Here is a 20,080-nt window from a genome sequence, read left to right as displayed (position 1 = left end):
TCGGGCAAGGGCCCCTTTCCGGTCGGTTGGCGGCGCGGCCCGGCCCCGGCGCCACCGCAGGCGTTGAGCGCGCCCGGCCTCACAGGTGGCGGCGGAGGAAGTCCAGCTCCAGCCGGAGCAGGCGCTCGGCGACACCGCCGGCGGCCATGTGGCTGGCCCCGGTCAGCGGGAGCACCGCGTGCGGGCGGCCGGCGGACAGCAGCGCGGCCGACAGCCGCAGCGTGTGCGCGGCCACCACGTTGTCGTCGACCAGGCCGTGCACCAGCAGCATCGGCCGGGCCTGCGCCGGATCGCCGACCGGCTCGGCGGCCAGCTCCACCAGCGAGTGGTGGGCGTAGACGTCCATCCCGTCCTCCGGCAGGCCCAGGTAGCGCTCGGTGTACGCGGTGTCGTACAGCGTCCAGTCGGTGACCGGGGCGCCGACGATCGCGCAGCGGAACAGCTCCGGGTGGCGCAGCACCGCCAGCCCGGCCAGCCAGCCCCCGAACGACCAGCCGCGCACCGCCACCCGGGCCAGGTCCAGGTCCGGGTGCTTGCCGGCGAGCGCGGTCAGCGCGTCCACCTGGTCGGTGAGGATGACGTCGGCCAGCCGGCGGTGGACCGCCTTCTCGAACGACGGGGCGATGCCCGGGGTGCCCCGGTTGTCGATCGTCACCACCGCGAAGCCCTGCTCGGCCCACCACTGCCGTTCCAGCCAGGCGGACCGGGCGGCGATCACCTCCTGGTGACCCGGGCCGCCGTAGATGTCCAGCAGCACCGGCAGCTTCGTGCCCTTGACGTGCTCGCCCGGGTAGAGCACCGCGCTGGGCAGCCGCCGGTCGGTCACCCGCACCATCGTCGGCCGGGGCGCGTACGGCGGGGTGGCGGCCAGCGAGCGCAGCTCGCCGACCTCCCGGTCGCCGTGCCACACCCGCCAGCGCACCCCCGGATGCTCCAGCGAGGCGATGCCGACCACCAGCGTGCTCCCGCCGATCGTCGCGGTGTGCCAGCCCGGGTCGGAGCCCATCCGCCGGGCGTCCACCCCACCGCCGATCACCGTCCGGACCCGGTACAGGTGGCGCTGGCTCGGCTCGCCCTCGCTCGCCTCCACCAGCAGGTCGGCCGGGGCGCCCGCGCCGGCGGGCAGCCGCCCCACCACCCGTCGGACGTAGAGCGAGGGCGGGGTGAGCAGGGTGCCGTCGGCGAACAGGCAGCGGGCGTCGTACCCGTCGTGGGCCAGCTCGCCGCCGACCAGCACCCGGCCGTCCGGCAGGTGCGCCGGGGTGCCCGGGATCGGCTCCACCCAGCGCGGGTCGGCCAGCTCCGCGTGCACCTGGGTCTCCCCGGTCCGCGGGTCCACCGCGAGCACCAGCCCGTGCTGCTGGGAGCGGCGCAGCACGGTGATCAGCGGCCCGCCGTCGGCCCAGTCGACCGAGGTGAGGTACGGGTAGGTCTCCCGGTCCCAGTGCACGTCGACCCAGCCGCCGTCGAGGTCGAGCAGGTGCAGGCTGACCTGCGCGTTCGGCCCGCCCGCCCGGGGGTACGCGACGGTCGTCGGCGGGCTCGCCGGGTCGGCCGGGTCGTGCAGGTGCCAGCGGTCCAGCCGGGACTCGTCGACCCGCGCGGCCAGCACCGAGCGCCCGTCCGGGGACCACCAGTAGCCCCGGTACCGGTGGAACTCCTCGGCGGCGATGTGTTCGGCCAGCCCCCAGCTCACCCCGCTGTCCTCGCCGGCCAGCAGGTTGTCGGTGCCGTCCGGCTCGACCACCCGCAACTGGCCCCGGCGCACCCCCTCGGCGGCGTCCGTGACGTACGCCAGCCGGGTGCCGGTCGGGTCCGGCCGCGGGTCGATCACCGGGCCGACGGCGGCCACCTCGACCACGTCGCCGTGCACCAGGTCGGCCCGGAACAGCCGGCCGGCCAGCGCGAACGTGGCCACCCGGCCGGCGCCGTCCAGGGCGTACGAGCCGATGCCGGAGACGGCCAGCCGCAGCCGCTCGCGCAGCGCGCGCTCGCCAGGGGAGAGGGCGCCGGGGTCGGCGTCCGCGCCGAGCAGCACCGCCGGGTCGGCGACCAGCCGCTCCTCGCCGGAGGCGACGTCGAGCAGCCAGAGCGCGTCCGCCGGGTCCTCCGGTCCGGAGGAGCGCAGGAAGATGACCCGGGAGCCGTCGTCCGCGACGGAGACGGCGCGCGGCGCCCCGTGGCTGAACCGACGGGTACGGGCGGCCAGCTCGGGAAAGTCCACGCCTCGGATGGTAGGCGCGCGTTCCGGGTGATGTGGCCGACCTGCGCGGACGCGTAGGCCTCGGTGGGACAGGACCGCCGGTTAGAGTGACGGGCGTGACGACGCTGCCCGACCGACGACTTCTGCTGGTCCACGCGCACCCCGATGACGAGTCCATCGGCACCGGCTCGACGATGGCGCACTACGCCGCCGCCGGCGCCCACGTCACCCTGGTGACCTGCACGCTGGGCGAGGAGGGCGAGATCCACGTGCCGGCGCTGGCCCAGCTCGCCGCGGCCGGGGCCGACCAGCTCGGCGGGTACCGGGTCGGCGAGCTGGCCGCCGCCTGCGCGGCGCTCGGCGTCACCGACCACCGCTTCCTCGGCGGCGCCGGCCGCTACCGCGACTCGGGCATGATGGGCCTGGCCACCAACGAGCACCCGCGGGCGTTCTGGCAGGCCGACCTCGACGAGGCCGCCGGGTACCTGCTGGAGGTCATCCGCGAGGTCCGGCCGCAGGTCATGATCACGTACGACCCGAACGGCTTCTACGGCCACCCGGACCACATCCAGGCGCACCGGGTGGCGATGCGGGCGCGGGAGCTGGCCGACCTCGAGGGGATCGCCCCGGCCAAGGTCTACTGGACGGCGATGCCGCGCAGCGTGCTGGAGGCCGGCCTGGACGCGTTCACCGAGAGCGCGGACAACCCCTTCGCCGGCATCGACAGCATCGAGGAGCTGCCGTTCGGCACCCCCGATCCGGAGATCGCCGCGCGGATCGACGCCACCGAGCGGCACGCCGCCAAGGAGGCGGCGATGCGGGCGCACGCCACCCAGATCCCGGCCAACTCCTGGCTCTACTCGATCGCCGGCAACTTCGGCGCCGAGTTCATGGGCGTGGAGTACTTCACCCTCGCGGTCGGCGAGCGGGGCCCGGGCACGGGCCCGTACGGCTGGGAGGACGACCTCTTCGCCGGGCTGCCGCTGGACGGCGTGGACCGGTCCCCGGTCGCGGCGGCCGGCCTCCGGTGACGCTGCCGGCCGTTCCGATGTCGCTCGCCGCCGAGCCCGACCCCACCGCGCCACCGGCCCGGCCGGCCCGCTCCGCCGACCTCGCGCTGCGGGTGGCCGGCGGTGTGGTGACGGTCTGGGCCGGGGTGCTCCTGGCGCTGCTCGAACTGCTCTACGCCACATGGTCCTGGGAGCTGGTGCAGGGGCCGCCCGGCGGGCTGCCGGCGGCGCTGGTCGGGATCGTGGCCGGGGTCGGCGGCATCGCCGTGGCGGTGCTGGTGACGGTCCTGGTGGGCTGGTTCGCGCACGCCGCCGTGGGGACCCGCTGGGCGGCGGCGCTGGCCGCGCTGCCGTGGTTCGTGCTGATCGTCGCCGGTGGCTTCCGGACCGCCGAGGGCGACCTCGCGCTCACCGGCGACAACGTGCTCGGCCTCGGGCTGGTGGTGGCCGGCGCGGTCACCTTCGCGGTGTTGGGTTTCCGGCAACTGGTGCTGCCCCCCGCGCATCGCTGAGGGTGCTGACGCGACACCGGTGGCGGTGGTAGACATTCCTGCCAGGAGCCCGCCGTGGGGGCGGGCGTACGGCGGGAGGCGTGCGATGAGGGAGCGGTGGCGCGCGATCGGCGTGCTGGCGGCGGCGCTGTTCTTGGTCAACGTGGTGGCGCGGCTGGTCATCAGGTTCGGTTTCCCGGACGACGATGCCGCCTCGGACCGGGTCTCCTGGCTGATGTTCCTGGTCATCGGGCTGATCCTGGCCGTGCTGGCGTTCCGCTGGGGGCAGGACCGGCCGGTCGGCCGGTGGTCGGCCGACCTGGCCGGCGCGGTCGCGGTGGCCCTGGCGCTGACCGTCTTCGTCGGGCCGCTGCTGGTCGGGGAGAACCCGTTCGGTGGGGGCGCCGGGCTCTTCTTCGCCCAGATCTGGCTCTACCTGGCCGCCGTGGCGGCCGGGGTGGCGGTCGGCTACCTCATCCTCACCGCGCTCGGCCGCGACCACCGGTCCCGCCAGCTCAAGCGGTACGCCGAGCTGAAGGCCGCCAAGCCGCGCCGGGTGGTACGCCGCTGACCCCGGCGCCGGCTCAGGCCGGGGCGACCCGGGTGAGGTAGGTGTGGTGGGTGGTGAAGCCGAGCCGCTGGTAGAGCGCGACCGCCCCGGTGTTGTGCTGCTCCACCTGGAGGAAGGCGCGGGTGGCGCCCTCGGTCCGTGCCCAGTCGGCCAGGGCCCGGATCACCGCGCCCGCGTAGCCGCGCCGGCGGGCCTGCGGCAGCACCTCGATCAGGCTGAGGCCGAGCCAGCGCCCGTCGCCGGCGACCGTGCCCCGGCCGACCGCCAGCAGTTCGCCGTCGACGCGCAGGTGGGCGAAGCGGACCTGGTCCACGGCGGTGAGCACGTGCCGGGCCGCGTCGGGCAGCCCGCCCTTGCGGCCGGCGGCGATCGCCAGCCACTCCTCCGACGGGGTGGCGGCGAGGCCGACCGCGGGCAGCTCGGGCCGGCCGGGCGGGAGCGCGGCCAGCGCCGCGGTCTGCACCAGCACCGGTGGCCGGGCCGACCAGCCCCGGGCGTCCAGTTCGGCGCCGACCGGGCCGGCCAGCGGCAGCGGGGTGTTCACCAGGGCCGGCAGGCCCTGCGCGGCGTACCAGCGCACGACCGCGTCCAGCGCGGCGGGCAGCGGGCGGTCCGGGTCGCCGACCGGCAGCGCCGAGTTGGCCCGGCCGGTCCAGCCCGCCGCGCCGCGCAGCAGCCAGTCGCCGAGCCGGGCGCGTACCGGGGCGGGCCACGCCTCGTCGGCGGCCAGTTCGAGGGCGATCACCGCGGCGGCGGTCGGCCGGCGGGCCGGCGGTACGCGCCGGGCGCGGTGCACCTCGCCGACGGGCACCCGGAGCCGGCCGGTGTCGGTGGCGAGCGTGATATGGGTCTCGCTCAGCTCGACGAGCTCGCCGAGGGCGTCGCTGAACAGCGGTCGGCCTTCGCGAATCCCCACAATCCGCCGGACCACGATCCGGTGTCCCACATCCTGCTGTCGGAGCACGATCGACCTCCTCCCCGGCGAGATACTAGGCTCTTACCGTCGCGGGTGATCGCGACGAGTCTTGCGGAGGAGAAGACCGGTGACCTACATCATCGCCGAGCCGTGCGTGGATGTGCTCGACAAGGCATGCATCGAGGAGTGCCCGGTCGACTGCATCTACGAGGGCAACCGGATGCTCTACATCCACCCCGACGAGTGCGTCGACTGTGGTGCCTGTGAGCCGGTCTGCCCGGTTGAGGCGATCTTCTACGAGGACGACGTCCCGGAGCAGTGGAAGGACTACACCGGGGCGAACTACGAGTTCTTCGAGGACCTGGGCTCGCCCGGTGGCGCCTCCAAGATCGGCAAGGTGGAGAAGGACGCCACGTTCGTGGCCGCCCAGCCGCCGCGCGGAGAGGGCCACTGAACCGGCCCGCGCCGGTCTCGTCGCGGCTGCCCGACTTCACCTGGGACACCCTGGACGCCGCGGCCGCGACGGCCGCGGCGCACCCGGACGGTCTGATCAACCTCTCGATGGGCACGCCCGTCGACCCGGTGCCCGCGCTGATCCGGCAGGCGCTCGCCGACGCGTCCGACGCGCCGGGCTACCCGCTCACCGCCGGCACCCCGGCGCTGCGGGACGCCATCGCGGCCTGGGTCTCCCGGGCCTGCGGCGCGGGCGTGGACGGGCTCGGCGTGCTGCCGACGATCGGCTCCAAGGAGCTGGTGGCCTGGCTGCCCACGCTGCTCGGCGCCGGCCCGGGTGACGTGGTGGTGGTGCCGTCGGTGGCCTACCCGACGTACGAGGACGGGGCCCGGCTGGCCGGCGCCACCACGGTACGCACCGACTCGCTGACCGCGCTGGGCCCGACCCCCCGGGTGCGCCTGGTCTGGGTCAACTCGCCGGGCAACCCGACCGGCCGGGTGCTGCCCGCGCGCCACCTGCGCAAGGTGGTCGACTGGGCGCGCGAGCGCGGCGCGGTGGTCGCCAGCGACGAGTGCTACCTGCCGCTGGGCTGGGACGCCGAGCCGGTCTCGATCCTCGCGCCGGAGGTCTGCGGCGGCTCGTACGAGGGCGTGCTCGCGGTGCACTCGCTCTCCAAGCGCTCCAACCTGGCCGGCTACCGGGCCGGTTTCGTGGCCGGCGATCCGGCGCTGGTGGCCGAGCTGCTCAAGATCCGTAAGCACGCGGGCATGATCGTGCCCGCCCCGGTGCAGGCCGCCATGGTGGCCGCGCTGGGCGACCAGGCGCACGCCGACGAGCAGCGGGAGCGCTACCGGGCCCGGCGGGAGCGGCTGCGCGCCGCGTTCACCGCGGCCGGCTTCACCATCGAGCACTCCGAGGCGGGGCTCTACCTCTGGATGACCCGGGACGAGGACTGCTGGGACACCGTCGACTGGCTGGCCCGCCGGGGCATCCTGGTCGCCGCCGGCGTGTTCTACGGTCCGGCCGGCGCCCGGCACGTCCGGGTGGCGTTGACCGAGTCCGACGAACACGTCGCAGCCGTCGCCGACCGGCTGCGGGACTGACCTCGGGCGGCGGCGGTGACCGGCGACGCGACCGGGCGGGACGGCCCGGCCTCCGGCGACCGACCGGTGGCCGCGGTGCGGGCCGCCGTGGTCGGCACCGGGCTGATCGGCGGCTCGTTGCTGCTGCGGCTGCGCGACGCCGGGCTGGACGTCGCCGGCTGGGATCCCGACCCGGACGTGCGGGCCCACACCCGCCGGTGGGGCGTCCCGGCGCCGGACCCGGTCGAGGCGGCGGTGGCCGGCCGCGACGTGGTGTTTCTCTGCGGCCCGCTGCCCACCCTGCCCGGCATGCTGACCCGGGTGGCCGCGGCCACCGGTGAACACTGCGTGCTCACCGACGTGGGGAGCACGAAGGCGGAGGTGGCGGCGGCCGCCACCGGGCAGGGTCTCGGGCACCGGTTCGTGCCCGGCCACCCGATGGCCGGCGCCGACCGGGCCGGTCCGGCCGCCGCGGACGCCGGGCTGCTCCTCGACGCCGCCTGGGTGCTCTGCCCCGGCCCGAACGGGATGGCCGCGTTCCGCCGGCTCGCGGCGCTGCTCATCGAGGTGTTCCGGGCCCGGGTGGTGCCGATGTCCGCCCCCGAGCACGACCGGGCGGCCGCGCTCAGCTCGCACCTGCCGCACCTGCTGGCCGGCGCGCTCGCCGGGGCGGTGCAGCGCTCGGCGCTGCGCGACGCCGTGCTCGCCCTCGCCGCCGGCAGCTTCGCCGACGGCACCCGGGTGGCCGGCGGCCCGCCCCCGCGCACCGCCAACATGCTGCTCGGCAACCGGGGTCCGGTGCTGGCCGGACTGGAGTCCGTCCGCGCGGTCCTCGACGAGTTCGCCGCCGCGCTGCGCGACGGTGACCCGGCCGCGCTGACCGCCCGGCTCGACGAGGGGCGGGCCGCCCGCGCGGCGCTGGCGGAGCGCACCTTCGACCGCCACGAGCGGGAGTTCCTGGCCGGCGTCGACCACGCGGGGGAGCTGGCCTACCTGCGCGAGCTGGGCGCGGCGGGCGGCCACCTGACCGGTTGCCGGCTGACGGCCGGCGCGGTGACCTACACGGGACACCTGCCCCGCCGGCCCGCCGCGGGCTGAGCCGGGCGGCCGGCACCGCGCTGAGGAAGGTTCTAGGGTGGTGGGCATGGCGGAGGCACCGGTCGTGGTGGTACGCGGTGAGGCGTACCGGGAGGTCGCTCCCGAGCTGGCCCGCTTCACGGTGACCGCGACCGCCCGGGACCGCGACCGGGAGGCCACCCTGGCCCGGCTGGCCGAGCGGGCGGCCGCCGTGCGGGTGCTGCTCGACGGGGCCGAGCCGGCGGTGGCGCGGCGGGAGACCGACCAGCTGCGGGTCTGGCCGGAGACCAAGCGGTCGAGCGAGCGGGTGGTGGCGTACCACGGCAGCGTGAGCACCACCGTCACGGTCGCCGACTTCACCGCGCTCGGCGAGCTGATGCTCCGCCTGGCCGACCAGGACCAGGTCGAGGTGGCCGGCCCGTGGTGGTTGCTGCGGCCGGACAGCCCGGCGTACCGGGAGGCGCGGCACGCCGCGGTGGCCGACGCGCTGGCCCGCGCCCGCGAGTACGCGGAGGCGCTCGGCGCCCGGGTGACCGGGCTGCTGGAGCTGGCCGACACCGGTCCGGGCGCGCAACCGATGGTCCTCCGGGCGGTCATGAAGGGTGGTCCGGGCGGCGAGGCCCCGCCCGAGCTGGAGCTGGATCCGCGCCCGCAGCCGGTGCAGGCGTCCGTGGAGGCCCGGTTCCGGATCAGCGAACCGGTGCTCGGCTGATGCCGGCGGCGCGGGTGCTCCCGCTCGACGAGCTGGTGGCCCGGGCGCGTGCCCTGGCCGACGCCGGCCCGCGGCAGCTGCTCGGCATCGCTGGCGCGCCCGGGGCGGGCAAGTCCACCCTGGCCGAGCGGATCGCCGCCGAGGTGGGCCCGGCGGCCCGGCTGGTGCCGATGGACGGGTTCCACCTGGCCCAGTCGGCGCTGGCCCGGCTGGGGCGGGCCGGGCGCAAGGGCGCCCCGGACACCTTCGACGTCAACGGGTACGTCTCCACCCTGCGCCGGCTGCGGCGGCTGGAACCGACCTCGGTCTGGGCGCCGGAGTTCCGCCGGGACCTGGAGGAGCCGGTCGCCGGGGCGATCGAGGTGCCGCCCGAGGTGCGGCTGGTGGTGACCGAGGGCAACTACCTGCTGCTGCGGGACGACCCGTGGGAGGAGGTGCGCACGCTGCTGCACGAGGCCTGGTTCCTGGATCTCGACGCCGAGCTGCGGGTGCGCCGGCTGGTCGCCCGGCACGAGGCGTACGGGAAGTCCCCGGCGGAGGCGCGGGCCTGGGCGTTGGGCAGCGACGAGACGAACGCCGCCCGGGTCGCCGGCACCGCCGGGCACGCCGACCTGGTGGTCCGGCTAGCCGACCCGCTGCCGGGGTGACGGGATGCTGCGGCGCAGCAGCCGGGCGACCACGGCCCGTTCCCGAGTGAACTCCGGCGCGTCCGGGTAGCCGCTGTGGTTGCGGATCGGCGGGTCGGCGACCTCGCCGCCGCTCGGGTGCAGGGCCTCCGGGTCGGCGACCGGCACGTCGCGTTCCCCGGCGGTGACCGGCCAGCCCAGCGGGTCGGTGCCGCGCCAGAAGTTGGTCCAGGTGACGTGCCCGGGTTCCCAGCTCAGCGCCCGGGCCAGGGCCCGTAGCCGGGGCGGCCCGAAGTAGGCGGGGAAGACCCGGCCGTAGAGGCGGGTGAGCTGGCAGCCGTACGAGAAGAACCAGATCCGCCGGCGCCAGCGGCGGGGCATCTGCAGGAGCACGGCGGCGCAGATGACCGCGCCCTGGCTGTGCCCGGAGAGGATCACCCCGGCCATCCGGTCGGGGTGGTGCGGGGGGAGCGCCAGCAGGCCGGCGATCCGGGTCTGGAGCTCCGGCACGGCCCGTTCGGCGTAGCTGGGCGGGGCGAGCGGGTGCGCGGCGCGCGGCCAGAACGTGCCGATGTCCCAGACGACGCCGACCGAGCGTCGCACCGTGTCGTTGCGGTAGACCAGCAGCCCGAGGGCGCCCACCACGAGCGGCAGCCAGCCGAGCAGCATGTCGCCGAGGTTGGCGGTCCAGTGGATGACCACCTGCCAGCCGGCCGGCGACTGCGGGCTGGGCCGGTTGCGGGAGAGCGCGGCCGCGCAGCAGAGCGTCACCAGCACGAGGGAGACGGTGGCGTAGCAGCCGACCAGCCGGATCGCCCGCTCGCCGACCAGGCGGTGCAGCGCCCGGAACGTGCTGACGTCCCGGCAACGGCGCAACTCGTGCGCGGAGAGCGCCGGGGCCGCCGCGGTCAGGGCCGCGTACTCGGCCCGGCGCAGGGACCGGAACAGCAGGCCGGCCCGGACCAGCAGCCCGAGCAGCGCGATCAGGGCGACCATGCAGGCCAGCCCGGCCCAGAACACCGCGAGCGGGGGCACCACCCGGCTCGCGCCGCTCGGGTCGGCCTGGTCGTCGAGCCGGTCGCTGACCCAGTAGAGCAGGCCGGCGCAGTAGGCGATGGCCATCATCCAGCCGAAGCCGGCGATGATCGCCGGGCCGCGGCCGCCCCAGGCGAGGTCGGTGTGCGGGCCGAGGGGCTGCTCGGGTACGGCGGGCCGGGTCCGGGGCAGCAGCAGCCCGATGACGGCCACCGCGATCGCCGGTACGGCGAGCAGCCAGGTCCGCGACCCGTCCGGCGCCGGGGGGAGGCCCGGCAGCCCCCACTCGGTCCAGAGCGCGCCGAGGGGGAGCAGTACGGCGCCGGCCAGCGGGGCGATCAGCCCTCGGCGGCCGGACCGGTTCACCGCGCCGATCGTGACCAGCAGCAGCATCTGGCAGGTGGCGAGCCAGGCGACGGCGGTGTCGTATCCGGGCAGGGACCGGTCGGTCCGGCAGCCGGCGATGCCCGGGTCGGTGACGCAGCCGATCGGCGGGCGGTAGCTGGCCAGCGGCCGCCCGGCGGGGCCGTCCGGGAGCAGGAGCAGCAGCAGGGTGCCGGCCACGCCGAGGCCGGCCAGCAGCGCCACGGCGGCGCTCCACGGACCGAGCGGGATGTTCCCCTGCCGACGGGTCAGCGCCGGCCGGCCCAGCGCGACCACGGCGATGGCCAGCACCGCCGCGAGCGCCACCACGGTGGGCCAGGCGATCGCGGCCCGCAGGCCACGGGGTGGGTCCATGATGACAACCCCGGCCAGCGGTACGGCCGCGGCGACCACCGCTCCGGCGCTGAGGTGCAGCACGGCCGCCCGGCGTAGTTGCCCCTCCCCGCACCAGAAGCTCGGGTGCTGCAGCGGGTTCTCCGGTGGTTCGGCCCGCCCGGTGGGCGGGAGGGCGTCCGGCGTACCGTCCACGCCCGCCGGCGGGACCTGGGGTTCGGCGGGCATCTGCGCCTCGTACTGGTAGGTGCGCCAGGCCAGGCCGCCGAGGGCGAGCAGCAGGAGCAGCGGCAGCAGCAGGCCGATGCTGAGCGCCCGGGTGTCCTGGCGCCACCACTCGTTGCCCAGCCACTCCCACGGTCCGGGGAGTTGGCGCAGGCAGTCCTGGCCGACGCACTGCCAGCCGATCAGGTCCACGCCGACCCCGGTCACCGTGATCACCAGGGTGCCGGTGAGGCTCAGGCAGAAGAGCCGGATCAGCCAGGCGGTGATGCCGGATCTGCTGGCCCAGCGTTCCGAGTGCAGGTCGGGCGGGATGCCGGCGCGGGCGAAGTGCGCCACGTTGGCCAGCGTGAACGGCAGCAGCAGCGTCCAGAGGGCCCGCTCGACGTCCCGCGCGGTCCGCGCCCCGGAGGTCAACTGCCCCCAGCTGTACGCCTCGACGGTGAGCGGGTCGTCCCGCCCGGCGGCGCTGGACCGGTAGAAGCCGGTGACCTCGCCGCCGGCGACGAGCCGGCTGTACGGTCCGCCGTCGCCGGGGGCGGAGCGCAGGCCGAGCAGTTGGGCGGGCGGGGTGTTGGACACCCCGTGCACCCGCAGTTCCAGCACGCGTTCCATGATCCGCTCCCCAGGCCGGACGTTCACTACCCAGAGTGCATCCTTCGGCACGGTTTTGCATCTGAACGAAACGATGTTTTTGCAGGTAGAACGGCTAGTCGAGGGTTCGTACGGGTCGAGCGGGGTTACCCAACGCGACCACATTGGGGGGTAGGTCCCTGGTCACCACCGCGCCCGCGCCGACCACTGTGTTCGCCCCGATGGTCACCCCGGGCAGCACGATGACCCCGCCGCCGAGCCAGACGTTGTCCTCGATGGTGATCGGTTTCGCGGACTCCCACTTCGCCCGGCGGGCCTCCGCCTCGATTGGGTGGGTGGCGGTGAGGAGTTGCACGTTCGGTCCGATCTGGACGTCCGCGCCGATGGTGATCCGGGCGACGTCGAGGAAGACCGCGTTGAAGTTGACGAAGGTGCGCGGCCCGACGTGGGTCTGCCAGCCGTAGTCGCAGTGCAACGGTGGCCGGATCCAGGCGTCCTCGCCGAGCGAGCCGAGCAGGTCGCGCAGCGCGGCGAGCCGGGCCGCGGGGTCGGCGGCGGGGCTGGTGTTGAAGCGTTCGGTGCGCCGTGCCGCCCGGTCCAGGTCGGCCTCGATCTCCGGGCCTTCGGCGCGGTACGGCTCGCCGGCGAGCATCCGGTCCTTCATGGAGGTCATCGGACGATTCTGCCCGTTCCGGCCGGGATTCAGTCGGCTTGCCGACTTCCTTATGCATACCAGGTATGTAATCCTGGCGATTCGCATCGATGCCTCTCTCATCGATGAAGACGCTCCGAAGGAGGAATGCGTTGCGCCGAACGAGAAGAAAACTGACCGCCGCCGGCCTCGCCGCCGCCCTGGTGCTCGGCACGCCGGGCTGGGCCGCCGCGGCGCCCGAGGCGCGGCGTACCGGCCCCGCCGCCCGGCCCGCCGCACCGGCCGGTGCCCGTCCGGTCACCGTCACCCTGCTCACCGGTGACCGGATCACCGTCACCGGCGGCGACCGGGCCGCGGTCCGTCCGGGCCCCGGGCGGGACGGCATCGGGTTCCTGGTCGGCCGGGACCGGGGCCACCTCTCCGTGGTGCCGCGCGACGCGCTGCCGCTGATCCGGGCCGGCCGGGTCGACCGGCGGCTCTTCGACGTCACCGAGCTGATCGCGTCCGGCTACGACGACGCCCGGCGGGACAGCCTCCCGCTGCTGGTGTCGTACCCCGAGGGGCTTGCCCGGCGCGGCACCGCCGCACCGGCCGGCACCCGGGTGACCCGCGACCTGCCGGCGATCCGCGGCGCGGCGCTCACCGCGCCGAAGGCGGAGGCCGGGACGGCCTGGCGGGCCCTCACGGCCGGGCGCGCCGGTGCCCGGGTCGAGGCGGCGGGGGGCGTCGACCGGATCTGGCTGGACGGGAAACGGAAGATCACCCTGGACCACAGCGTGCCGCAGATCGGCACGCCGGCCGCCTGGGCCGCCGGGTTCACCGGTCGGGGCGTCACCGTGGCCGTCCTCGACACCGGCGTCGACGCCACCCACCCGGACCTGGCCGGCCGGGTCGCCGACGCGCGCAACTTCAGCGCCGCGCCGGACGCGGACGACACCGTCGGGCACGGCACCCACGTCGCGTCGATCATCGGCGGCAGCGGCGCGGCCTCCGGTGGGCGGTACCGGGGCGTGGCCCCGGACGCCACCCTGCTCTCCGGCAAGGTCTGCGAGGACGAGGGCTGCGCCGACTCGGCGATCCTGGCCGGCATGGAGTGGGCCGCCGTCGAGAAGCGCGCCACCGTGGTCAACATGAGCCTCAGCGGCTGGGACACCCCCGAGGTGGACCCGCTGGAGCAGGCCGTGCAGACGCTCACCGCGCAGACCGGCGCGCTCTTCGTCACCGCCGCCGGAAACGACGGCATGGACGGCTCGGTCGGCTCACCGGCCAGCGCCGACGCGGCGCTCGCCGTGGGCGCCGTCGACCGCGACGACAACCTCGCCGACTTCTCCAGCCGGGGACCACGGATCGGCGACGACGGCCTGAAGCCGGACCTCACCGCGCCCGGCGTGGAGATCGTCGCGGCCCGCGCCGCGCACGGCCGGATCGGCGACCCGGTGGGGGAGCGGTACGTCTCGCTCTCCGGCACCTCGATGGCCACCCCGCACGTGGTCGGCGCCGCGGCCCTGCTGGCCCAGCAACACCCGGGCTGGGCGGCCGGCCAGCTCAAGGCGACCCTGATGGCCTCGGCGAAGCCGCACCCGGAGCAGACCGCGTACCAGCAGGGCGCCGGCCGGGTCGACGTGGCGCGCGCGATCACCGAGCAGGTCACCAGCGACCCGGTCGGGGTCTCCTTCGGGCTGGCCGTCTGGCCGCACGCCGACGATCAACCGATCACCCGGACGGTCACCTACCGCAACGCCGGGGCCGCCCCGCTCACCCTCGACCTGAGCACCGAGGCGATCGGGCCGGCCGGGCAGCCGGCGCCCGCCGGCATGTTCACCCTCGGCGTGTCCCGGCTGACCGTGCCGGCCGGCGGCACCGCCCAGGTGACGGTCACGGCGGACACCCGCGCCGGTGCCGTCGACGGGTACTGGACCGGGCGGATCGTCGCCCGCTCCGGCGACACCGTGGCGGTCACCCCGCTGGCGGTGAACCGTGAGGTGGAGAGCTACAACCTGACGCTCCGGCACCGGGACCGGGCCGGAGCCCGCACCGGCGACTACCTCACCAGCCTGGTCGACCTCGCCGGCTTCGCCTTCCCCCGGGACGTCTACGACCCGGACGGCGACGCCACGGTCCGGGTGCCCAAGGGCCGGTACGGGGTCAACAGCCTGATCTTCCGGGCCGACGAGGAGGGCAACTGGACCCAGACCACCATGCTGGCCCGGCCCGAGCTGGTGGTGGACCGCGACCAGGTGCTCAACCTGGACGCCCGGGTGGGCAAGCCGATCCGCACCACCGTGCCCCGGCGCGGGGCCACCCCACTGCTGATCGATCTCTCCGCCACCTACTTCGGCCAGGACGTGAGCTACGGGTTCGGGCTCTGGACGGACCGCTTCGACGGGCTGTACAGCGGCCAGCTCGGCGCCGCCGTCTCCGCCGACCGGTTCGTCGCCGCCCTGGCCAGCCAGTGGACCGACGGCAGACCCGACAGCCCCTACCTGTACGCGCTGAACGAACTCTTCCCCGGCCGGATGCCGGCCGGGTTCGTCCGGCACTACCGGCAGCGGGACCTGGCCACCGTGGCGCACACGTTCCGCGGCGGCTACGCCGGGCTGGAGGCCGAACGGTCGGTCTTCCCGGAGTCGGACTACAACATCGGCGGCTCCGCGCTCATCCTGCCGACCGCGGTGCCCGGCCGGCGGACCGAGTACCACAGCACCGCCCGCACCGGCTGGAGCAGCGAGCTGTACTTCGGCACCCGGGACGAGGACGGCTGGCTGAACGCGCAGGCCCTTCTCGAGTCGGTGCCGACCCGGTACCGGGCCGGCCGCACCTACCGGGAGAGCTGGAACTCGGCGCCGTACGGGCCGTCCTTCCCGCAGCCCCGCTGGCCGGAGCAGGGCATCACCCGCAACGGCGACACCCTGCTGGTCGTGCTGCCGCTGTTCAGCGACGCGGCCGGGCACCCGGGCGGATCGCTCGCCGACACCGAGCGGACCGCGCTCTACCGGAACGGGACGCTGCTCGGCGAGCAGCCGTCCGGGGGGTACGCCGAGTTCGAGGTGCCGTCGGGGGCGGCGACCTACCGGGTGGAGACCTCCGCCACCCGCAGCTTCACCGACCTGAGCACCGAGGTCGCGGCCAGCTGGACCTTCCGGTCCCGGCACGTGCCGGGCGAGGACTGGGCCCGGCTGCCCGCCATGGCGGTCCGGTTCGCCCCGCCGCTGAGCGTGACGAACAGCGCCCCCGCCGGCCGCTCCTTCACCATCCCGGTGACGGTGCAACGCCAGCCCGGCGCGCCGGCCGCCCGGGTCACCCGGCTCACCGTCGACGTCTCCTACGACGGCGGGCGGACCTGGCAGAAGGCGGACCTGCGCCGGCAGGGTGACGGCTGGGCGGCGACCGTCCGGCATCCGGCCGGCCCGGGCCACGTCTCGCTGCGCGCCAGCGCCCGGGACAGCGCCGGCAACACGGTCACCCAACGGATCATCCAGGCGTACCGCCTGCGGTGAGCCACCGGCGGCTCCGGGGCCGGGCGTCCGACGCTCCCGCCCCGGAGCTGCCGACGGCGCCGCTGCGGGCCCGCGGTCTCCCCGCCGTGGGCCCGGAACGCGGGCGGGCCGGGGGAATCCTGCCCCCGGCCCGCCCCACGTCCGCCGTCAGTCGTTGGCGTGCAGCGCCGCGTTCAGCTCGATGCCCCGGCCGGTGCGCGGCTTCGCCTCCAGCGCGCCGGTCACCGAGTTGCGCCAGAACAGCAGCCCGGCCACGCCGGACAGCTCGCGGGCCTTGACCACCCGCCCGTCCGGCAGGGTGATCTTCGAGGCGGCGGTGATGTAGCACCCCGCCTCCACCACGCAGTCGTCGCCGAGCGTGATGCCGACGCCGGCGTTCGCGCCGACCAGGCTCCGCTCGCCGATCCGCACCTTCTCCGTGCCGCCGCCGGAGAGCGTGCCCATGATCGAGGCGCCACCGCCGATGTCCGAGCCGTCGCCGACCACCACGCCCTGCACGATCCGCCCCTCCACCATGGAGCCGCCGAGCGTGCCGGCGTTGAAGTTGACGAAGCCTTCGTGCATCACGGTGGTGCCGGCGGCCAGGTGGGCGCCGAGCCGGACCCGGTCCGCGTCGGCGATCCGCACGCCGGAGGGGACCACGTAGTCGGTCATCCGGGGGAACTTGTCCACCCCGTACACGGCCAGGTGGCGGCCGGCGCCGCGCTCGATGACCCGCAGCTCGTCGACCCGCTCCGGCGGGCACGGCCCGGCCGAGGTCCAGGCCACGTTGGCCAGCTTGCCGAAGATGCCGTCGAGGTTCAGCTCGTTGGGCCGCACCAGGCGGTGGGAGAGCAGGTGCAACCGGAGGTACGCGTCGGCGGCGTCCTTGATCGGGTCGTCCAGCGAGCCGATCACGGTGACCACCTGGACCGTACGCAGGCCGGGCAGCGCCCGCTCGCCGATCGCGCCGGGCGGCAGGTCGAGCACGTCGGCCTGGTCTTCCCCGGGCACCAGGGGCAGCTCGCCGAGCCCCAGCTTGCCGGTCGGGTACCAGGTGTCCAGCACCTGGTCGTCCGCGGTGACCGTGGCCAGGCCGATGCCCCAGGCGGATTGTGCGGTCGTCACAGCTGTCCCTTCGTTAGCGGCTGCGGGGCTCGCAAGCTCTCCTCGCATTCCCGCGCGGCCGCGTCCCACGCGGGGCGTCCGGGAACGCGTCCTCATCGCGCTCACCGTTGCTGACGGTACCGTGCGAGACATGCAGAACCCGTTGACCCCCGAGGTCCTGGCCGATCCGGTGGCGCTGACCCGCGCCCTGGTGGACATCGAGTCCGTCTCCCTCAACGAGAAGGCGATCGCCGACTGCGTCGAGGAGGTGCTGCGGGGGGTGCCGCACCTCACCACCTACCGGCACTCCAACACCGTGATGGCCCGTACCGACCTGGGTCGGGCCTCCCGGGTGGTGCTCGCCGGCCACCTCGACACCGTGCCGCTCAACGACAACTTCCCGTCGACCATGCGCGGCGACCTGATGTACGGCTGCGGAACCTCGGACATGAAGTCGGGGGTGGCCTTCGCGCTGCACCTCGCGGTGACGCTGCCCGACCCGCGCTACGACGTGACGTACTTCTTCTACGAGGCCGAGGAGATCGAGTCCCGGTACAACGGGCTCACCCTGGTCTCCCAGGCCCACCCGGAATGGCTCCAGGCCGACTTCGCGCTGCTGCTCGAACCCACCTACGGCATCGTGGAGGCCGGCTGCCAGGGCACCATGCGGGCGATCGTCACCACGCACGGCGAGCGGGCCCACGCGGCGCGCTCCTGGCACGGGGTGAACGCCATCCACGGCGCCGGCGAGGTGCTGCGCCGGCTGGGCGCGTACGAGGCGCGCCGGGTCACCATCGAGGGCTGCGACTACCGCGAGGGCCTGAACGCGGTGCGGATCACCGGCGGGGTGGCCGGCAACGTCATCCCGGACCGCTGCGAGATCGAGGTCAACTACCGGTACGCCCCGGACCGCGACCCGGCGGCGGCCGAGGCGCACCTGCGCGAGGTCTTCGCCGGCTTCGACCTGGCGGTCACCGACGCGGCGGCCGGCGCGGCCCCGGGGCTGGACAACCCGCCGGCCCAGGAGTTCCTGGCCGCGGTGGGCGCGGCGCCGATCGGCAAGCTGGGCTGGACCGACGTGGCCCGCTTCGCGGCCATGGGCATCCCGGCGCTGAACTTCGGCCCCGGCGACCCGAACCTGGCCCACCACAAGGACGAGCACGTCGAGCTGACCAAGATCCGGGACGGCGCGGCCACCCTGCACCGCTGGCTCGCCTCGGCCTGAGCCGCCCCCGGGCCCCGCAGACGCGACCGGGGGGCCCGCGTCGGTGACGCGGGCCCCCCGGGCCGGTGACGGCGGGCCGTCAGGCGGTCGTGGTCAGCGGGGACTCCGTCTCGCTGGACCCGCCGGTGAGGTCGGTGTGGTGGGCTTCCATCATCCGGGCGCGGCGGCGCTCGGCCACCACGTCGCGGATCCGCCGCTGCATCTGTCGGCGGATCCGGATCATCTCGGTGCTGCTGATCAACGCCTGCTCCTCCCCCGAAGGCAACGCGCCGGGGCATACCCCGTATGTGAATAGTAAGACGTACGAGCGACCGAATTCGTTGCCCAAGATCCCGAAGAATTTCTCCGGCCCGCCGGCCTGCGCACCCGGCCGGCCCGGCTCCACTACGGTGGCTGCATGAGTCAGAGCAACGGGCGGCAGCCCGGTCGCGGCCCGGGCGGGGAGCGGCACCGGGGTGCCGTGACGCTGCGCAACCGGGCGATCCCGACCAGCACCGCGGACCAGCGGCTGCTGGACTCCCGGGGCCGGGGCGACTGGAAGACCAAGGACGCCTGGCGGGCGCTGCGCATCCTGTCCGAGTTCGTCGAGGGCTTCGACACCCTCGCCGACCTGCCGCCCGCGGTCAGCGTCTTCGGTTCCGCCCGCAGCCTGCCGGACAGCCCGGAGTGCCGGCTGGCCGAGGAGTTGGGCGGCGCGCTGGCCCGGGCCGGGTTTGCGGTGATCACCGGCGGCGGCCCCGGCGTGATGGAGGCGGCCAACCGGGGTGCCGGCGAGGCGGGCGGGCTCTCCGTCGGGCTCGGCATCGAGTTGCCGTTCGAGCAGGGCCTCAACGACTGGGTCGACCTGGCCATCGACTTCCGCTACTTCTTCGCCCGCAAGACCATGTTCGTCAAGTACGCCCAGGCCTTCGTGGTGCTGCCTGGCGGCTTCGGCACGATGGACGAGCTGTTCGAGGCGCTCACCCTGGTGCAGACCGGCAAGGTCACCCGGTTCCCGGTGGTGCTGATGGGCGTCGACTACTGGCGCGGGCTGCTCGACTGGCTGCGCGACACGATGGCGGTTGAGGGCAAGATCGGCCCGACGGACCTGGACCTGATCTGCCTCACCGACGACGTCAACGAGGCGGTGCGGCACATCGTCGAGGCCGAGGCGGTGCTCTCCGCCGAGCAGGAGGCGGTCCGCGAGGAGGCGGTCGCCCGGGTCGCCGCCGACCAGCAGGCCGCCGCCGAGGCCGGGCCGGAAGGGCCCGGGGCGCGGCGCGCCGGGGAGCGCTGAGGCGTGGCCGCCGTCTGCGTGTTCTGCGCGTCGTCCCGTACCCTCGACGCCCGCTGGCTCGAGCTGGCCGCCCAGACCGGCGCCGAGCTGGCCCGGCGCGGTCACGTGCTGGTCAGCGGCGGCGGCTGCGTGGGGATGATGGGCGCGGTGGCCGACGGCGCGCGGAGCGCCGGTGGGCGCACCCTCGGGGTGATCCCGCAGGCGCTGGTCGACCTGGAGGTCGCCGACCTGGCCTCGGACGAACTGCTGGTGACCGACGGGATGGCCAGCCGCAAGACCCTCATGATCGAGAAGTCGGACGCCTTCGTGGCGCTGCCCGGCGGCCTGGGCACCCTGGACGAGCTGTTCGAGGTCTGGACCACCGCCACGCTGGCCCTGCACGACAAGCCGATGGTGCTGGTCGATGCCGACGGCTTCTACCGCCCGCTGCTGGACTGGCTGCGTACGCTGGCCGACCGCAACTTCCTCAAGCCCGCCGGCCTCGGCCTGCTCATGGTCGCCCCGACCGTCCCGGCGGCCCTCGACCTGCTCGACACCCACCTCGGCTGACCGTCGCCCGATCCCGCGGTCGACGGCGTGCTGGAGCTCCGCCACCGGCCCGACCCTCCTGATCGGCGGGAACCGGGGCACCACG

The 20,080-nt window shown here is 75.2% G+C and carries 18 protein-coding genes; 12 read left to right on the top strand and 6 right to left on the bottom strand.

All coding sequences use genetic code 11. The features are described from left to right. Positions 1-79: 79 nt before the first annotated feature. On the bottom strand, positions 80-2,224 hold the full coding sequence (locus AB0I11_RS05490) for a prolyl oligopeptidase family serine peptidase (RefSeq protein WP_357313862.1): 2,145 nt from the start codon (positions 2,222-2,224) through the stop codon (positions 80-82). Between the two features lie 86 nt (positions 2,225-2,310). Here AB0I11_RS05490 and mshB point away from each other — a divergent pair, with 86 nt between their 5' ends. The 3 genes from mshB (at position 2,311) to AB0I11_RS05475 (ending at position 4,275) form a co-directional block, all read left to right on the top strand. Further along, a complete protein-coding gene (gene mshB / locus AB0I11_RS05485) occupies positions 2,311-3,234 on the top strand; it encodes an N-acetyl-1-D-myo-inositol-2-amino-2-deoxy-alpha-D-glucopyranoside deacetylase (protein ID WP_357313859.1) in 924 nt (307 codons plus the stop codon). A gap of 17 nt (positions 3,235-3,251) precedes the next feature. Next, on the top strand, positions 3,252-3,725 hold the full coding sequence (locus AB0I11_RS05480) for a hypothetical protein (RefSeq protein ID WP_357313855.1): 474 nt from the start codon (positions 3,252-3,254) through the stop codon (positions 3,723-3,725). A gap of 85 nt (positions 3,726-3,810) precedes the next feature. After that, entirely contained in the window at positions 3,811-4,275 is a 465-nt protein-coding gene (locus AB0I11_RS05475; protein ID WP_357313852.1) for a hypothetical protein, read from the top strand. A gap of 13 nt (positions 4,276-4,288) precedes the next feature. Here AB0I11_RS05475 and AB0I11_RS05470 read toward each other — a convergent pair whose 3' ends face one another. Further along, on the bottom strand, positions 4,289-5,239 hold the full coding sequence (locus tag AB0I11_RS05470) for a GNAT family N-acetyltransferase (protein WP_357313849.1): 951 nt from the start codon (positions 5,237-5,239) through the stop codon (positions 4,289-4,291). Positions 5,240-5,318: 79 nt separating this feature from the next. Here AB0I11_RS05470 and fdxA point away from each other — a divergent pair, with 79 nt between their 5' ends. From fdxA to AB0I11_RS05445, 5 genes are all read left to right on the top strand, one after another. After that, positions 5,319-5,645, top strand: coding sequence for a ferredoxin (gene fdxA / locus AB0I11_RS05465; protein WP_007464872.1), 327 nt, complete (start codon positions 5,319-5,321; stop codon positions 5,643-5,645). Then, complete coding sequence (gene dapC, locus AB0I11_RS05460) at positions 5,642-6,748, top strand: succinyldiaminopimelate transaminase (RefSeq protein ID WP_357314448.1); 1,107 nt, start codon at positions 5,642-5,644, stop codon at positions 6,746-6,748. The genes fdxA and dapC overlap by 4 nt, the downstream gene beginning before the upstream one ends. 66 nt (positions 6,749-6,814) lie before the next feature. Then, complete coding sequence (locus AB0I11_RS05455; protein WP_357314446.1) at positions 6,815-7,825, top strand: prephenate dehydrogenase/arogenate dehydrogenase family protein; 1,011 nt, start codon at positions 6,815-6,817, stop codon at positions 7,823-7,825. 46 nt (positions 7,826-7,871) lie between these two features. Continuing rightward, complete coding sequence (locus AB0I11_RS05450; RefSeq protein WP_357313843.1) at positions 7,872-8,516, top strand: SIMPL domain-containing protein; 645 nt, start codon at positions 7,872-7,874, stop codon at positions 8,514-8,516. Then, positions 8,516-9,163: a nucleoside/nucleotide kinase family protein gene (locus tag AB0I11_RS05445; protein WP_357313840.1), complete on the top strand. Its 648-nt coding sequence runs from the start codon at positions 8,516-8,518 to the stop codon at positions 9,161-9,163. The genes AB0I11_RS05450 and AB0I11_RS05445 overlap by 1 nt, the downstream gene beginning before the upstream one ends. Here the strand turns inward: AB0I11_RS05445 and AB0I11_RS05440 are convergent. Both AB0I11_RS05440 and AB0I11_RS05435 read right to left on the bottom strand, forming a co-directional pair. After that, positions 9,140-11,731, bottom strand: coding sequence for a hypothetical protein (locus tag AB0I11_RS05440; protein ID WP_357313835.1), 2,592 nt, complete (start codon positions 11,729-11,731; stop codon positions 9,140-9,142). The genes AB0I11_RS05445 and AB0I11_RS05440 overlap by 24 nt on opposite strands. Positions 11,732-11,825: 94 nt before the next feature. Then, entirely contained in the window at positions 11,826-12,383 is a 558-nt protein-coding gene (locus AB0I11_RS05435) for a sugar O-acetyltransferase (RefSeq protein WP_357313832.1), read from the bottom strand. Between the two features lie 131 nt (positions 12,384-12,514). On the opposite strand from AB0I11_RS05435, the gene AB0I11_RS05430 reads away from it, so the two are divergent. Continuing rightward, complete coding sequence (locus AB0I11_RS05430) at positions 12,515-15,859, top strand: S8 family serine peptidase (RefSeq protein ID WP_357313828.1); 3,345 nt, start codon at positions 12,515-12,517, stop codon at positions 15,857-15,859. A 147-nt stretch (positions 15,860-16,006) separates the two neighbouring features. Here AB0I11_RS05430 and dapD read toward each other — a convergent pair whose 3' ends face one another. Continuing rightward, positions 16,007-16,966 carry a 2,3,4,5-tetrahydropyridine-2,6-dicarboxylate N-succinyltransferase gene (gene dapD, locus AB0I11_RS05425; RefSeq protein WP_357313823.1) on the bottom strand — a complete coding sequence of 320 codons (960 nt, stop codon included), beginning with the start codon at positions 16,964-16,966 and terminating at the stop codon, positions 16,007-16,009. 130 nt (positions 16,967-17,096) lie between these two features. Between dapD and dapE the strand changes: the two genes are divergently transcribed. Further along, the gene (dapE, locus tag AB0I11_RS05420; RefSeq protein WP_046568515.1) at positions 17,097-18,170 is read left to right on the top strand and encodes a succinyl-diaminopimelate desuccinylase; all 1,074 of its coding nucleotides are present in this window, start codon (positions 17,097-17,099) and stop codon (positions 18,168-18,170) included. Positions 18,171-18,249: 79 nt separating this feature from the next. Here dapE and AB0I11_RS05415 read toward each other — a convergent pair whose 3' ends face one another. Beyond that, on the bottom strand, positions 18,250-18,411 hold the full coding sequence (locus AB0I11_RS05415) for a hypothetical protein (protein WP_357313817.1): 162 nt from the start codon (positions 18,409-18,411) through the stop codon (positions 18,250-18,252). 156 nt (positions 18,412-18,567) lie between these two features. Here AB0I11_RS05415 and AB0I11_RS05410 point away from each other — a divergent pair, with 156 nt between their 5' ends. Further along, the gene (locus AB0I11_RS05410) at positions 18,568-19,446 is read left to right on the top strand and encodes a TIGR00730 family Rossman fold protein (protein ID WP_357313814.1); all 879 of its coding nucleotides are present in this window, start codon (positions 18,568-18,570) and stop codon (positions 19,444-19,446) included. Positions 19,447-19,449: 3 nt separating this feature from the next. Continuing rightward, positions 19,450-19,995, top strand: coding sequence for a TIGR00730 family Rossman fold protein (locus AB0I11_RS05405; protein ID WP_357313811.1), 546 nt, complete (start codon positions 19,450-19,452; stop codon positions 19,993-19,995). Positions 19,996-20,080 lie beyond the last annotated feature (85 nt).

The sequence above is a fragment of the Micromonospora sp. NPDC050495 genome, assembly GCF_040655175.1.
In the GTDB taxonomy this organism is placed as follows: domain Bacteria; phylum Actinomycetota; class Actinomycetes; order Mycobacteriales; family Micromonosporaceae; genus Micromonospora.
This window is presented reverse-complemented; position numbering and strand designations above follow the sequence as displayed.

Excerpts from the sequence above, each read along its gene's own strand:
- AB0I11_RS05440 (WP_357313835.1), bottom strand. The coding sequence starts at position 11,731 with ATGGAACGCGTGCTGGAACTGCGGGTGCACGGGGTGTCCAACACCCCG.
- AB0I11_RS05445 (WP_357313840.1), top strand. The coding sequence starts at position 8,516 with ATGCCGGCGGCGCGGGTGCTCCCGCTCGACGAGCTGGTGGCCCGGGCG.
- AB0I11_RS05480 (WP_357313855.1), top strand. The coding sequence starts at position 3,252 with ATGTCGCTCGCCGCCGAGCCCGACCCCACCGCGCCACCGGCCCGGCCG.
- dapE (WP_046568515.1), top strand. The coding sequence starts at position 17,097 with ATGCAGAACCCGTTGACCCCCGAGGTCCTGGCCGATCCGGTGGCGCTG.
- AB0I11_RS05435 (WP_357313832.1), bottom strand. The coding sequence starts at position 12,383 with ATGACCTCCATGAAGGACCGGATGCTCGCCGGCGAGCCGTACCGCGCC.
- AB0I11_RS05410 (WP_357313814.1), top strand. The coding sequence starts at position 18,568 with ATGAGTCAGAGCAACGGGCGGCAGCCCGGTCGCGGCCCGGGCGGGGAG.
- AB0I11_RS05475 (WP_357313852.1), top strand. The coding sequence starts at position 3,811 with ATGAGGGAGCGGTGGCGCGCGATCGGCGTGCTGGCGGCGGCGCTGTTC.
- AB0I11_RS05450 (WP_357313843.1), top strand. The coding sequence starts at position 7,872 with ATGGCGGAGGCACCGGTCGTGGTGGTACGCGGTGAGGCGTACCGGGAG.